Here is a 13,933-nt window from a genome sequence, read left to right as displayed (position 1 = left end):
CCGGCGGGGCTCCGGCAGGATCACGGCCTGGTCCGCTCGCGGTGGACGACGACGTCGTCTCCGCGGCCGGGATAGGCCATGATCAGCAGGCGCTGCGCGCCGTACTTCTCGCCCTTCCAGGGGAGCCAGGCGTAGTGCACGCGGATCCGGTAGTCGCCGCTCCTGCCGCGGAGCGCGAGGTCGGGGAGCGTGGAGCCGCCCATCGGGTCCCCGAGCACGATCTCGCCGCCCGGGCTGCGGTAGCCGACCTCGACGACGTGCTGCCAGCCCTTGGTCTCCACGGGCGGGCGGCGGGTGTAGGTCTCGGTGGTGACGCAGGTCACCGCGTCGGAGTGGACGAGGACCATCAGGTGGCCGGGGAGCGCGGCCGTCAGCTCGTTCTCCTGCGCGAGGTCGAGCAGGCCGTCCTCGAAGGGGTCGTTGTCGGAGGCCTCCTCGTACGCCTCCAGGACGCCGTAGTCGGTCCACACGGGTTCCCCGACCACCGTCGCCGACGCCGGCCTGATCCGGGGACGGTGCCGGGGCGCCTCGTCGCACATGCGCCGCTGCTCCGCCTCCCACGCCTGGAGCTCGCGCTCCTCCTCCTCTTGCTCCGCCCTGACGACCTCGTCGGCGCTCGGGCAGATCTCGTCGATGACGTAGGTCAGGCCGCGCACGTCGACGCCTCCGGCGGCCCGGACGCGGGCGAGCTCTCCCGCCTCGCCGCGCGTGTAGACGCCGCACAGCCGGCGCCCGTACGCCACCAGCGCCGGGTCGGGCTCGTCCTGCGTGCCCGGCAGGGCCTCGGAGGCGCGCACGTCGCAGACGAAGGCCAGCTCCGGACCGAGCGGGGGCGGCTCGACGTACTGCCCGTACGGCCCGCTCGTGGAGCGCAGCCGTTCGCACTCCTCCTTCGAGGTCAGCGGGCCGCGCGCGTGGTCGGCCGCCGGCAGGAGGCCGAGCGCCAGGACCGGCACGGCGGCCGCCAGAGCCGTCCGGTACGGCGAGCGCCGGGCCGGGCGCCGGCCGTACCGGAAGAGCAGGATGAGCGCGGAGAAGGTGAAGGCGGCGCTGTGCCAGAGCGGTGAGATGCCGAGGAAGGCCTCGGTGCCCTGCTCTCCGGGGGCGAACACCCAGTCGGGGTACATCTCCGGACCGCCGGAGCCGAAGATCACGTTGCTGACGCTCGGCCCGCCGGAGCCGGTGGGATCCGGAACGGCCGGAGCCGCCGGGGTGGTCAGCACCATGGCGGCCCCGGCCGCGGCGGCCAGGAGCAGGACTCCCGCCGCCGTCCGCACCCGGCCGCGCGTCCGGCGCACCACCGCGGCCAGGGCCAGGACGCCGAGGCCGCCGGCTCCGGCGAGGAGGTCGGCGCACAGCCAGAGCCGTGGGAGCGGACCGGAGAGATGCTCGACGACCGTCTCCTGCGGGCCGAGCCAGAAGGGGACGCCGTGGGCGAGGTTGACGGCCGCGGGCAGCAGCGGCAGCAGGACGGCGGCGACCGGGAGCGGCCACGGCCCCAGCGGGGCCCGGAGCGGGGCCGGTCGCTCCGGGCGCGGTACGGCTCCCGCGGGCGTGCCCGCGAGGTCGTGGGCGGACCGGGCCGTCCACACGGGCATGAGCAGGTTGCTCACCAGGTAGAGGCCGGAGAGCAGCGCCGGAGCGAGGCCGTTCCCGGAGAAGGAGAAGGAGGAGAGGATCACCGAGGAGACCACCGGCATGACGAGCAACGACATCGCCAGACCGGTCGCCCCGATCCACACCGTGCTCCTGTCCCACCGGCCGTCCCCCGCCTGGGCGACGAGGAGCGTCACCATCCACAGCCCCCAGGTCAGCCCGTCCAGGGAGACGAGGTCGAAGATCCTCTCCGCGGCGTCGAAGCCGAACTCGCCGCAGACCACCCTGCCCTGCCACGCCACCGTGGTGAGCGTCCCCGCCGCCAGCGCGGTGAGCCTCAGCATCCGGGAGGCGTCCGCCAGCACCCGGTGGAACAGCACGACGATGGCCAGTTGCCCGAGGCTCCACAGGATGTCCACCCACCACATGTCCAGCAGGTCGAAGGGGTGGGAGAGGGTCAGGCCGAGGAGCAGGTCGGCGTAGAGCAGCCCGCGCAGCCGGCGGACCCGTCTCTCCGACGGGGGCCGCTCCCCGGCCGCCCATCCGCGGAGGATCTGCCAGAGCGCCCAGCCCTGCACCCCGCCGGCGAGGGCCAGGGGCAGCACGGCCCAGCCCGTCAGGTCGTCGTCCGGCGTCGACCAGCCGGCGGGGAACACCAGCCGCCGGAGGAACCCGTCACCGCCGGCCGGCGCGATGACGGCGGCCACGATGAGGGTGAGCACATAGCCGGCCGCGACGAACGCTGCGATCGGCCCGAAACGGTAGCGGTGGACGAGACGCACGGGGACATCCTCGGGGGGTGAACAGGATAAATCGGACGAAGCGCCGCTCACCCTAGCGAGCCGCTCCGACAGATTCGATCATCCGCCCTCCCGCCGGAGGCGCGCCGGAAGCCGCTGGTCAGAACGGGATCTCCCCGGGAACGGATCACCCGTCTCGGAGCAAGTGGAAATTTTCTCCCATACCCGTAGTAACAACCTCACCGATGATCTCGGTGGGCTCCTCTACCGTTCTGCACTCACCCCCCGGACAAGGAGACCTCCGCAATGTTCGCCCATAGACGGCCGGCGGCTCTCGCCGCCTCCGCCCTCGCGGCCCTGCTGGTCCTGGCCGGCCCGCCCGCCCTCGCGGAGCCGGAACCGGACCCGTCCCTGCCCGCCGCGTTCGACCGCGCCGCAGCCGAGTACGGCGTCCCCCGCGACCTGCTCGCCGCCCTCGCCTACGCCGAGACCCGCCTCGACGACCACGGCGGAGAGCCCAGCGCGAGCGGCGGCCACGGCATGATGCACCTGGTCAGCAACCCCACCGTGCACGCGCTGGAGAAGGCCGCGGAGATCACCGGGCTCCCGGTCGGGAAGCTGCGCGCCGACACCGCGTCGAACATCCTCGGCGGCGCGGCGGTGCTGCGCGCCCACGCCGACGGACTGGGCCTCGACGAGGCCGCCAGGAAGGACCCGGGCCGCTGGTACCAGGCCGTGGCCGGGTACGGCAACGCCTCCTCCGCCGAGACCGCCCGGCTCTACGCCGACGCCGTCTACGAGCTGCTCGGCACCGGGTTCACCGCCCGCGGCGTGACGGTCGCGCCGCAGGTGGTCACCGCGGACCGGGGAGGCTACGCCCAGGCCCGCGACCTCGGCGCGGCGGCGGCGCCCGGCGCCGAGTACCCGTCCGCGTCCTGGGTGGCCGCGAGATCGAGCAACTACACCACCGCCGACCGCCCGTCGAGCCGGAAGATCGACAAGGTGGTCGTCCACGTCACCCAGGGCTCGTACGCGGGCGCCATCTCCTGGTTCCAGAACCCCGCCGCCAAGGTCTCGGCGCACTACGTGATCAAGTCGTCGAACGGCGCCGTCACCCAGATGGTGCGCCACAAGGACGTCGCCTGGCACGCGGGCAACAGCGACTACAACCACCGGTCCATCGGCATCGAGCACGAAGGCTACGTCGGCAACGCCGCATGGTTCACCGACGCGATGTACCGCGCCTCCGCCGCGCTGACCCGCCACCTCTGCGAGAAGTACGGCATCCCGAAGGACCGCAAGCACATCATCGCCCACAAGGAGGTGCCCGGGGCCACCCACACCGACCCGGGCCCGCACTGGAACTGGACCACGTACATGAAGTACGTCACCGCCGGGACCACGCCCGCGTGGTCGACCACCACCGACAACGCCACCGCCGGCCGGTTCACCGCGAGCGCGGACTGGAAGGTCTCCACCTACTCCGGCCAGCGCCTCGGGGCCGACTACCGGTTCGCCGTCCCGGCGTCCACCGCCGATCCCGCCTGGTACAGGATGAAGGTCCCCGCCACCGGCAGGTACCGGGTCGAGGTCCGCTATCCGGCGCATCCGGGATACAGCAGCGCGGCGCCGTACACCGTCGTGACCTCCGGCGGCGGCAGGACGGTCTACGTCGACCAGCGCTCGGGCGGCGGGGTCTGGCGCAGCCTCGGCACGTTCACGCTCAAGGCGGGGACGTACGACGCCGTGGGCGTCGGCCGGAAGACCTCGGGCACCGGCTACGTCATCGCGGACGCCGTCCGCATCAGCCGCGGCTGACGCCCGTACGGCCCGCGCCCGCTCACGCCGGGGCGGGCGGGGCGCGGCGGGGCCGCCCCGGGGCGCGGCGGCCCCGGGGCGCCGGATCAGCGCGAGGCCCTGACCCTGCCGAGCACCGCGTCGACGGCCAGGAAGGCGAGCAGGGAGACGCCGAGCAGCGGGACGAACACGCCGACCGCGACCGTCGCCGCTCCGACGGGCAGGAGCACCGGCAGGGGAACCGCCCGCAGGCCGCCGCGCTCGTAGGGGGCGGCGAAGCCGCGGGTCGGACGGCGCTGCCACCACATCCGGTAACCCCACACGATCATGAAGATCAGGCCGAGTGCCAGCGCCATCAGCAGGATCTGGTTGGCCAGGCCGAACAGCACGCCCATGTGCCCGTCGATGCCCCAGCGGATGAGCTTGGCGACGAGGGGGAAGTCGTCGAACCGCAGCTCCCCGACCACCTGGCCGCTCGCCGCGTCGACCGCGACCTGGTCGTTGCGCTGGGGCCACTCGCGGTCCATCTCCTTGACCGTGAAGGCGGCACCGGGCTCGGCGGGCCAGGCGATCTCCAGCGGACCGGAGAGCCCGGCGCCCGCCGCGGCCCGGGTGATCCGGTCCACGTCGGCCTCGGCGGGAGCGCCACCGGAGTGCCCGGCGTGGCTCGAGTGGTCCCCGGCGGAGGCGGACAGGGCCGGGGTGGTCCAGCCCAGCGCGGTCTGGATCTTGTCGATGTTCCCGCCCGCGTACGCCGACCAGGTCAGCCCGGTCGCCGAGAGGAACAGCAGGCCGATCGTGGTCCACAGCCCCACCGAGCCGTGCCAGGACAGGGTCCGCCGCAGGCCGCGGGCCTTCAGGTCGGGCTTCAGCGCGCGGCGGCGGTGGCTCAGCCAGAGCACCACCCCGCCGAGCGCGACCACCCACAGCCAGCTGGCGGCCAGCTCGCTGTAGAGGCGGCCCGCCTCGCCCAGCTGCAGGTGGCGGTGGAGGGTGGAGATCCAGGCCCGCACCGGGAGCGCGCCGGAGCTGCCGTAGCTCTCCAGGGCTCCCCTGACCTCGCCGGTGTAGGGGTCGACGAAGACCGCCAGCCGGGTGCTCTCCGGCAGGTCCGGCACATCCAGCAGGACGCGGGTGGTCGCCTCCGGCTCGGCGGCGGGCCGTACGGCGCCGATCGTGCCCTGCGGGTGCGCGGCCCTGGCGGCGGCGAGCTGCCGCGACAGCGGGAGCCGCTCCTGCCCGGGCGGCACGGCGCCGACGGTGAGCTCGTGGGAGTGGACGGCCTTCTCGATCTGGAAGGAGGCGGCGTACAGCAGGCCGGTCGTCGCCGCGACGAGCAGGAAGGGCGCGACGAGGATGCCCGCGTAGAAGTGCAGGCGCAGCAGCAGCGCGCGCAGCGCCGACCGGGTCGAGGGCCGGGAGGGCTCCACGGCGGGCTGGATCCGGACGTCAGACGTCATGGGGTTCTCCGTTCACGGAGCGGCGCACTCGTCAGGAGGTACGCGCCGTTCCGGCGTGGGGTTCGTCCGTTCGGGAAAGCCGCGACCGGCGGTGCGGGGAGCACGGCGGTCGGACCGCGGCGGGTGGCGGCGGCCGCGCGGAAGGCGGCGGGTGACGGCGGCCGCGCGGAAGGCGGCCAAAGGGCGCGCGGGCTCGGGCCGGGCGGGGGCGGAACCCCGGTCGGCGCGTGCGGCGGCCCGGATCAGGCGGCGGAGAACCCCACCGGCGGCCCGCGCCGGGACACGGCCGCGGCGAGCAGCCGGGAGAGGAAGGAGGGGCCGTCCCGCTCGGCGGGCGGCGGGGTGACGCGCCCTGCCGCGGGCGCCCACCGCACGAGCAGGGTGAGGACGGAGGCGACGAGCAGGCGCAGCAGCGTGGCCAGCGCGGTCTCCCCGCGCTCCAGCCAGTAGGCCGACAGCAGCGCCGTCACGGTGTGGGCCAGCAGCATGGCTACGTCCGCGGCCAGCCCCCCGTGTCCGTGACCGGGGACCGGGGGCTGCGCGGCGGCCGCGGAGAACGCGTGGTGCAGGCCGTACTGCGCGGCGAATGCCGCCCCCATCAGGGCGCCCAGGCCCCGCTGGCGCCGGGCCAGCACGCACGCCCCGGCCAGGACCGGCGGCACGGCGGCGGCCAGGACCACCGGGTCGACGGCGGAGCCGCCGGCCAGCACGTGCATGCCCAGCGACGCCGTCACGCAGACGACCGCGAACACCGCGGCGCGCATGAGGCGGAGGGCAGACATGCCCCTCATAATGACAGAGATCGCCCGCCGCGCCAGACCCGTCAGCCCCCCTGCCGGAGGCGGTTCACCCGTACGGCCCGGCCGCGCGGCGGCGTCCGCTGCCGGGTCCGGCGATCGACCCGGCCTCCGTCCCGTCCGGCCTGCCGGACTACGATCGGGCACGTGGAACAGCGCAAACTGGGCAGGACTGGTAAGAAGGTCGGCGTCGTGGGACTCGGCGCCTGGCAGCTGGGCGCCGACTGGGGCGAGGTCGGCGAGGACGAGGCGCTGGCCGTGCTCTCCGCCGCGGTGGACTCCGGCGTGACGTTCATCGACACCGCCGACGTGTACGGCGACGGCCGCAGCGAGCGGATCGTCGGCCAGTTGATCAAGGACAGGCCCGGCCTGACCGTGGCCACCAAGATGGGCCGCCGCGTCCCCCAGGAGCCGTCGGCCTACACCCTGGACAACTTCCGCGCCTGGACGGACCGGTCCCGCGCCAACCTGGGCGTGGACACCCTCGACCTGGTGCAGCTGCACTGCCCGCCCACCCCGGTCTACTCCGCCGGCGCGGTCTTCGACGCCCTGGACACCCTGGTCCAGGAGCGGCGGGTGGCCGCCTACGGGGTGAGCGTGGAGACCTGCGACGAGGCGCTGACCGCCATCGCCCGGCCGGGGGTGGCCACCGTGCAGATCATCCTCAACGCCCTCCGGCTCAAGCCGCTGGAGCGGGTGCTCCCGGCGGCGGCCGAGGCCGGGGTCGGCATCATCGCCCGGGTCCCGCTCGCCAGCGGCCTGCTGTCCGGAAGGTACGACGAGTCCACCGTCTTCGCCGCCGACGACCACCGCACCTACAACCGGCACGGCGAGGCCTTCGACGTGGGCGAGACCTTCTCCGGCGTCGAGTACACCACCGGCCTGGCAGCGGTGCGCCGCCTGGCCCCGCTGGTGCCCGAGGGCATGACCACGGCGCAGTTCGCACTGCGCTGGATCATCGACCAGCCCGGCGTCTCGGTGGTCATCCCCGGTGCCCGCAACCCCGGCCAGGCCCGCGCCAACGCGGCGGCCGCCGCCGCGGAGCCGCTGCCGCAGGAGTCGCTGCGCGCCGTACGGGAGGTCTACGACGAGCTGATCCGCCCGCAGGTCCACCACCGCTGGTGACGGCGGCGCGCGGGTGCCCGCGGCTGGCTTCCGGCACGGGCGTCCGCGCGCCGGCCGGGAAGCGGACGGCCGGGACACCGGGGGTGGATATGGACAGCACGCCATTTTTCATGATCGAATCTCCTGGTCCGCTCGTTGCCCCCCACTCGGCCCGGCACGCCCGCACGTCCGCGGCCCGGAGACCCCCGTGACCCCAGCACTTGAGATCACCGGCCTGTCCAAGACCTTCGGCGAGAAGATCGCGGTCGACCACGTCGACCTGGCGGTTCCCCAGGGCTCGTTCTACGGGCTGGTCGGCCAGAACGGCGCCGGCAAGACCACCACCCTGTCCATGGCCGTCGGGCTGCTGCGCCCCGACGGCGGCAGCGCCCGGATCTTCGGCGCCGACGTCTGGTCCGACCCGTCCCGCGCCCTGTCGATGGTCGGCGTGCTCCCCGACGGCATGGCGATGCCGGAGCGGCTGACCGGGCGCGAGGTGCTGACCTACCTCGGCCTGCTGCGCGGCCTGCCCAGGGAGGTCGTCGCCGAGCGCGCGGAGGAGCTGCTCTCGGTGCTGGAGCTCGACGCGGCGGAGAAGACCCTCGTGATCGAGTACTCCACGGGCATGCGCAAGAAGATCGGGCTGGCCGTCGCGCTGCTGCACGCCCCGCGGCTGCTCGTGCTCGACGAGCCCTTCGAGGCCGTCGACCCCGTCTCGGCCGCCACGATCAAGACCATCCTGCGGGGCTTCGTGGCCGGGGGCGGGTCCATCGTGCTCTCCAGCCACGTCATGGCGCTGGTCGAGCAGCTCTGCGACCACGTCGGCGTGATCGACGCCGGCCGGGTGGCGGCCGCCGGGACGCTGGAGGAGGTCCGGGGCGAGCGCTCCCTGGAGGACACCTTCGTCGAGCTCGTCGGGACGCCCGGCGCCGGGGTCAAGGGGCTGTCGTGGCTGTCGCGCTGACCGTCCCCGGGACCATGGCCGGCATGAAGCTGGCCGTACTTCGCAACTCGATGAGCGGCCAGAAGGCCGGTCTCATCCTGACCGGCGGCGTGCTCGGGCTCGCGCTGGCGGGCGGCACGCTGTTCGCCGCCTTCCGGAGCGGCGACCTGCTCGCCGCGGCCTACGCGATCTGGATGCTCGGCTGGATCTTCGGCCCGGTCTTCTCCGGGGGCGGCGACGAGACGCTCCGCCCCGAGTACTTCACCCTCCTCGGCCTCCCCCCGCGCCGCCTGGCCGCGGGCCTGCTGGTCGGGGCCTTCGTCGGGGTCGCCCCCGCGATCAGCCTGCTCGCCCTGGCCGGGCTCGCGGTCGCCGGCGTACGGCAGAGCCCGGTGGCCGTCGTGGTGGCGCTTCCCGCGATGTTCCTGCAGCTCGCGGTCTTCGTCCTGCTCTCCCGGGTCGCGGTGGCCGTGCTGGGCCTCGCCCTGCGCTCGCGCGTGGGCGCGGTCGGCGCCGGCGTCGTCAACGGCGCGATCCTGGCCGCCCTCGGCCAGGGCTGGGTCTTCGCGGTTGCGCTGGGCCAGGCGGGTGGGATCACACCCGAGGCCTCGGCGGCGCTGCGCTACCTGCCGTCCGGGTGGGGGCTGGCCGCGGTCGAGGCCGCGGGGACCGGGTCCTGGGGCCGCGCGGGCCTCGCGCTGGGCGCGCTGGCGCTGCTCGTCGCCCTGCTGCTGGCCGCCTGGGCGGCCCTGCTCACCCGGCGCACGGGCTCGGCCAGGGCGTCGGCGCGGGGCCGGCGACCCATCACCGCCGCGTCCGCGCCGGGTGCGGTGGTCGCCAAGGAACTGCGCATCTGGTCGCGTGACCTGGTCCGGACCCACCAGCTCACCTTCGCCCTCGCCTACGGCGTGTTCTTCGCCGCCGCCCCGCTCGTCCTCGGCGTGGACGGCATGCTGCCCTGGGCCGGGCCGATCTTCGTCCTGATGGCCGCCGCCATGTCGGCCAACATGTACGGCGTCGACGGCACCGCGCTCTGGCTCACCCTGGTCGCCCCGGGCACGGCCGACGTGCGGGGCAGGCAGCTGGCCTGGCTGCTGGTCGTCGGGCCGGTCGCCGTGGCGCTGACCCTGGCCTTCTCCGCCGTGGCGGGCGGCCCCGACCCCATGGTGCTCGCGCTCACGGCCGCGCTGCTCGGCGGCGGCGCCGGGATCGTGCCGCTGGTCTCGGTCTACGCGCTCGTCCCCGGCACCGACCCGCACCGGCGCGGCGGCAACCCGCTGCGCTTCACCGAGGACGACGGCGCGATGACCGGCATGGCCTACGCCGTGCTGGCGCTGGTGGCGCTCACCGGGGCCCCGGCCGCGGCGGCGGTCTGGCTGTACGGCTGGGCGGGCGCGGCCGTCGGCGTGCTGACCGGCGCGCTGTTCCTCTGGGGGCTCGGCCTGCTCGCCCAGCGGCGGCTGCACGACCGCGGGCCCGAACTGCTGCAGCTGATGCGCACGGGCAAACGGCCCCCCGCCGAGCCGGGCGGCTGGACACGCTTCGACGACCTGCCCAAGCGCGAGCGGATCATCATGGCCGTCTGCTGGACCTTCGGGGCGATCCCGCTCTTCCCGCAGGGGGTCGTCCCGGCCCTCTTCAAGGTCAACGAGGTCGAGAGCAAGAGCTGGTTCCTCGCGCTCCACCTGCCCGAGGCGTTCCAGTGGCCGGTGATCGCCTTCATGGTCCTGCTCGGCCTCGGCCTCTACGGCCTGGGGGTGTGGATCCCCTACCGCCACCGCAAGCCCTGAACCCGTCCCCGCGCGTGCGGCGGCCTCTGCCCGGCCCGGCCGCTCCGGCGGGGCCGGTCCGGTCGCCCGGCCGACCGCCGCGCCGGAGCGGCTGCGACAATCCGACCGTGGAGATCAGAGAACATGTGAGCGCGCTGCGGGACGCCGGGCTGCGGCTGGCGGAGGCGGCGGCCCTGGCCGGACCGGACGCTCCGGTGCCGACCTGCCCCGGCTGGCGGGTGCGGGACCTGCTCGGACACACCGGCGGCGTGCACCGCTGGGCGGCCGCCCACGTCGCCGCCGCGCGGGCGGAGCCGTTCACGGACGGCGAGCAGGCGCAGTTCTTCACCGCCCCGGGCGACGACGGGCTGCTCGACTGGTTCCGTGCGGGCCACGCCGCGCTGGTGCGGACGCTGGAGGAGGCCGACCCCTCGGTGACGTGCTGGACCTTCCTCCGGGCGCCGACTCCCCTGGCGTTCTGGGCCCGCCGCCAGGCCCACGAGACCACGGTCCACCGGATCGACGCCGAGTCCGCGGCCGCCGGAGTCCTGCCGCCCGGGGCCCCCGGCGGTACCGTTCCCGGCCGCACCGCCCCGGGCGGCGCCGGTGGCGGCGCGCCGGTCGACCCCGCCCTCGCCGCCGACGGCGTCGACGAGCTCTTCGACGGCTTCCTCGCCAGGCGCCGGGGCCGGCTGGTCGCCGACCCGCCGGTCAGCCTGGCCGTGCGGGCCACCGACCGCCCCACCGCCTGGACGATCCGGGTGGAGCCCGGCGGCCGGACGATCACGCCGGGCGCGCACGACGCCGACTGCGTGGTCTCGGGCCCCGCCGCCGGGCTGTACCTCCTGCTGTGGAACCGGGCGGACGCCGAGGGCCTCGATGTGCGGGGCGACCGGGACGTGCTCGCCCTGTGGCGGGAGAAGGCCGCGATCACCTGGAGCTGAGGCCCGACGGGGCGGACGGGTTCCCCTCCCTGCGGACGCCATCGGCTGAACCCGGCGGACCCCGCCGGGAGAGGCCGTCCCGGACGGCCGGGTGCCGGGACCGCGCGGCGGGCGTGCTCAGCGGCGGGCGTGCCCGGCGGCGGGAGCGGCGTGGACGCGCTGGTGGGGGACGGCCGCGCCGAGGACGAACCAGATGATCTTGCCGCCGGAGGGCGGCCAGGTGACGCCCCAGTCGGCGGTGAGCGCGTCGACGATCTGCAGCCCCCTGCCTCCGGTCGCCTCCGGTCCGGCCCCGCGCATCCGGGGGGCGCCCGCGCCCGGGTCGAAGAGCTCGCCGTGCACGTGCCCCTCGCCACCGCCCAGCCGGAGCGCGCAGGCGGCTCCCGCGTGGCGGATCGCGTTGGTGACCAGCTCGCTGACGACGAGCACGCAGTCGTCTATCAGGCTCTCGGCTCCCCATTCGGCGAGCCTGCGGCGGACCAGTGACCGGGCCTCGCGCACGCTCGCCGGGACGGCGGGCAGCAGTCCCTCGGCGGCGTGGCCCGCGTGCCCGGCGACGCACTCGGGGGACCGGAGGCGTCCGGCGTGACCGAGGTGCCCGGCGCAGCGGGGACGCCCGTGGGTTCCGGGGTGCGGGGCCGCGAGCGGGCCGTGCTGGAGGGACACTGGATTCTCCTCGGTCGTGGGAGCGCTCCCACATCCCAATGTAGAACATTCCACCCACCACGTGAACCACCCGTGAAACTTTCATCTCCTCCCGGTAGCCGGTGGATCACCGCAACTGCGGCAGCACCTTCGCGCCGAAGACGTCGACGAACGCCTCCTGCTCCTGGCCCACGTGGTGCAGGTAGATCTCCTCGAAGCCCAGCTCGGCGTACTCGTGCAGCCGGGCGGCGTGCCACCCGGGATCGGAGGAGACGTTGACCGCCTCGGCCACCGCGGACGGCGGCACGTTCTCCGAGACCGCGTCGAACAGCTCGGCCGTCTCCAGATCCCAGCAGACCGGCGGCCGGAAGACGTTGCTCCGCCACTGGTCACAGGCGATCCCCAGGGCCGTCTCGTCGTCGGCGGCCCAGCTGAGGTGAACCTGGAGCGCCAGCCTGCCCCGTCCGCCCGCCTCCCGGTAGGCCCCGGAGATCTCGCGCAACGTCTCGACCGGCGCGTTCACGGTGATCAGGCCGTCGGCCCACTCCGCGCACCACCGGGCGGTCTCCGCGCTCACCGCCGCGCCGATCAGCTCCGGCGGGTCCTCCGGACGGGTCCACAGCCGGGCCCGGTCGACGGTCACCAGGCCGTCGTGGCTCACCTCCTCCCCCGCCAGCAGCGCCCGGATGACGTCGACGCACTCGCGCAGCCGGGCCGACCGCACGGCCTTGCGCGGCCAGCGCCCGCCGGTGATGTGCTCGTTGCTCGCCTCCCCGGTGCCGAGGGCGGCCCAGAACCGGCCGGGGAACATCGCGCCGAGGGTGCCGATCGCCTGGGCGATGATCGCCGGGTGGTAGCGCTGCCCGGGGGCGTTGACCACCCCGAACGGCAGCTCCGTGGCCTGCAGCGCCGCGCCCAGCCAGGACCAGGCGAACCCGGAGTGGCCCTGCCGCGCGCTCCACGGGGAGAAGTGGTCGGAGGACATCGCCGCGGCGAAGCCCGCCTGCTCGGCCCGGACGACCGCCTTCAGCAGCTCGGCCGGGTGGATCTGCTCGTGTGAGGAGTGGAAACCGTAGATCGCCATACCCACCGGGTACCCGTGGAACGGCTCTCCAGACAGGCGGACCCCGCCCGTCGTCCGCCGGGATCGCGCCCGGCGGCCGGAGGGGCTCCCGCCGGTCCGGGGAGCCGCGCTCCTGCGGGCCCGGCACCGCTCCCGGACCGGGAACCCGCCGGTCACGCCGCCCGGTCGTCCTCCAGCCGGACGGCGAGGACGTGCGAGCCGATCACGGCCACCGGGCAGCAGGAGTGGTGCAGCACCCCGTGACTCACCGAGCCGAGCACGAAACCGGCGAGCGCGCCCCGCCCCCGGGAGCCGACCACGACCAGGTCCGCCGCCTCCGAGGCGTCGATGAGCGCCTGCACCGGATGGCCGGTCACCACCTGGTGGACGACCTCGAGCTCCGGATGGCTCTTCTCCACGGAGCGCACCGCCTCGTCGAGGACGCGGGTCCAGGCGGCCTCGATCTCACCGAGTTCGATGAGCATCGGCGGCATCGTCTCGGCCGCCGGGGCGGCCAGGCTCCACGCCAGGATCGCCCGGAGCCGGGCCCCGCGCAGCGACGCCTCGGCCGCCGCGAAGCGCAGCGCCCCCGCGCTCGCCGGCGAGCCGTCCACCCCGACCACCACCTCGTCGAACGTCTTCTCCGGCTCCACCGGTCCGCGGACCACCACCACCGGGCAGGGAGACTGGGTGACGATCTTCAGCGCCACGGAGCCGAGCAGCAGGCCGGAGATCCGGCCCGTGCCCCGCGCGGCGACCACGAGCAGCTCGGCGTCCTCCGCCTCGGCGACCAGCACGCCGACGGGGTCACCGGTCACGATGGCGTCGGCGACCTCCGCCCCGGGCTCGCACTCCTGCGCGTGCGCCACGGCCTGGCCGAGGATCTCGCGGCCGCCGTTGAGCAGCCACTGGCGCACCTCCTCGATCCCCGCCTCCGCCGGTGAGTGCAGCCAGGCGTACACGGCGTGCACCACGCGCAGCGGGAGGCCCCGCCGTACGGCCTCGCGCACCGCCCACTCCACCGCCCGGAGGCTGTCGGCGGACCCGTCCACTCCCACCACCACATGTCTCATGT

General features: G+C 74.9%; 11 protein-coding genes. 5 read left to right on the top strand and 6 right to left on the bottom strand.

Annotated features, from left to right (window positions below):
• Nucleotides 1-20 precede the first annotated feature (20 nt).
• Nucleotides 21-2,378: a hypothetical protein gene (locus FHS22_RS12405; RefSeq protein WP_184941203.1), complete on the bottom strand. Its 2,358-nt coding sequence runs from the start codon at nt 2,376-2,378 to the stop codon at nt 21-23.
• Between the two features lie 264 nt (nt 2,379-2,642).
• On the opposite strand from FHS22_RS12405, the gene FHS22_RS12400 reads away from it, so the two are divergent.
• The gene (locus tag FHS22_RS12400; protein WP_184941202.1) at nt 2,643-4,154 is read left to right on the top strand and encodes a golvesin C-terminal-like domain-containing protein; all 1,512 of its coding nucleotides are present in this window, start codon (nt 2,643-2,645) and stop codon (nt 4,152-4,154) included.
• 86 nt (nt 4,155-4,240) lie between these two features.
• On the opposite strand, the gene FHS22_RS12395 is transcribed toward FHS22_RS12400, so the two are convergent.
• Both FHS22_RS12395 and FHS22_RS12390 read right to left on the bottom strand, forming a co-directional pair.
• Nucleotides 4,241-5,593 (bottom strand): PepSY-associated TM helix domain-containing protein, encoded by a 1,353-nt coding sequence (locus FHS22_RS12395; protein WP_184941200.1) that lies wholly within the window; start codon nt 5,591-5,593, stop codon nt 4,241-4,243.
• Between the two features lie 242 nt (nt 5,594-5,835).
• Complete coding sequence (locus tag FHS22_RS12390; RefSeq protein WP_184941198.1) at nt 5,836-6,375, bottom strand: hypothetical protein; 540 nt, start codon at nt 6,373-6,375, stop codon at nt 5,836-5,838.
• Nucleotides 6,376-6,537: 162 nt separating this feature from the next.
• Between FHS22_RS12390 and FHS22_RS12385 the strand changes: the two genes are divergently transcribed.
• The 4 genes from FHS22_RS12385 to FHS22_RS12370 all read left to right on the top strand — a co-directional run bounded on the left by FHS22_RS12385 (nt 6,538) and on the right by FHS22_RS12370 (nt 11,150).
• Entirely contained in the window at nt 6,538-7,515 is a 978-nt protein-coding gene (locus FHS22_RS12385; protein ID WP_184941196.1) for an aldo/keto reductase, read from the top strand.
• A gap of 187 nt (nt 7,516-7,702) precedes the next feature.
• Nucleotides 7,703-8,458 (top strand): ABC transporter ATP-binding protein, encoded by a 756-nt coding sequence (locus FHS22_RS12380; protein ID WP_184941194.1) that lies wholly within the window; start codon nt 7,703-7,705, stop codon nt 8,456-8,458.
• On the top strand, nt 8,443-10,227 hold the full coding sequence (locus tag FHS22_RS12375) for a hypothetical protein (RefSeq protein WP_184941193.1): 1,785 nt from the start codon (nt 8,443-8,445) through the stop codon (nt 10,225-10,227). Before FHS22_RS12380 ends, FHS22_RS12375 begins: the two co-directional genes overlap by 16 nt.
• 107 nt (nt 10,228-10,334) lie before the next feature.
• Nucleotides 10,335-11,150 (top strand): maleylpyruvate isomerase N-terminal domain-containing protein, encoded by an 816-nt coding sequence (locus tag FHS22_RS12370; RefSeq protein WP_184941191.1) that lies wholly within the window; start codon nt 10,335-10,337, stop codon nt 11,148-11,150.
• 117 nt (nt 11,151-11,267) lie between these two features.
• Here the strand turns inward: FHS22_RS12370 and FHS22_RS12365 are convergent, their stop codons facing one another.
• From FHS22_RS12365 to FHS22_RS12355, 3 genes are all read right to left on the bottom strand, one after another.
• Nucleotides 11,268-11,816, bottom strand: coding sequence for an ATP-binding protein (locus tag FHS22_RS12365; RefSeq protein ID WP_184941189.1), 549 nt, complete (start codon nt 11,814-11,816; stop codon nt 11,268-11,270).
• A 106-nt stretch (nt 11,817-11,922) separates the two neighbouring features.
• Nucleotides 11,923-12,879: a TIGR03885 family FMN-dependent LLM class oxidoreductase gene (locus FHS22_RS12360; RefSeq protein WP_184941188.1), complete on the bottom strand. Its 957-nt coding sequence runs from the start codon at nt 12,877-12,879 to the stop codon at nt 11,923-11,925.
• A gap of 152 nt (nt 12,880-13,031) precedes the next feature.
• Nucleotides 13,032-13,931 (bottom strand): universal stress protein, encoded by a 900-nt coding sequence (locus tag FHS22_RS12355; RefSeq protein ID WP_184941185.1) that lies wholly within the window; start codon nt 13,929-13,931, stop codon nt 13,032-13,034.
• Nucleotides 13,932-13,933: the final 2 nt, after the last annotated feature.

It is taken from the genome of Thiemannella venezuelensis, assembly GCF_014203605.1.
GTDB lineage: Bacteria > Actinomycetota > Actinomycetes > Streptosporangiales > Streptosporangiaceae > Planomonospora_A > Planomonospora_A venezuelensis.
The sequence above is the reverse complement of the archived record's forward strand: the minus strand, read 5'-3'. Positions and strand labels throughout refer to the sequence as shown.

What these genes read in the sequence shown, in the direction of transcription:
- FHS22_RS12355 (WP_184941185.1), bottom strand. Translation starts at nt 13,931, where the DNA reads ATGAGACATGTGGTGGTGGGAGTGGACGGGTCCGCCGACAGCCTCCGG.
- FHS22_RS12395 (WP_184941200.1), bottom strand. Translation starts at nt 5,593, where the DNA reads ATGACGTCTGACGTCCGGATCCAGCCCGCCGTGGAGCCCTCCCGGCCC.
- FHS22_RS12400 (WP_184941202.1), top strand. Translation starts at nt 2,643, where the DNA reads ATGTTCGCCCATAGACGGCCGGCGGCTCTCGCCGCCTCCGCCCTCGCG.
- FHS22_RS12390 (WP_184941198.1), bottom strand. Translation starts at nt 6,375, where the DNA reads ATGTCTGCCCTCCGCCTCATGCGCGCCGCGGTGTTCGCGGTCGTCTGC.
- FHS22_RS12360 (WP_184941188.1), bottom strand. Translation starts at nt 12,879, where the DNA reads ATGGCGATCTACGGTTTCCACTCCTCACACGAGCAGATCCACCCGGCC.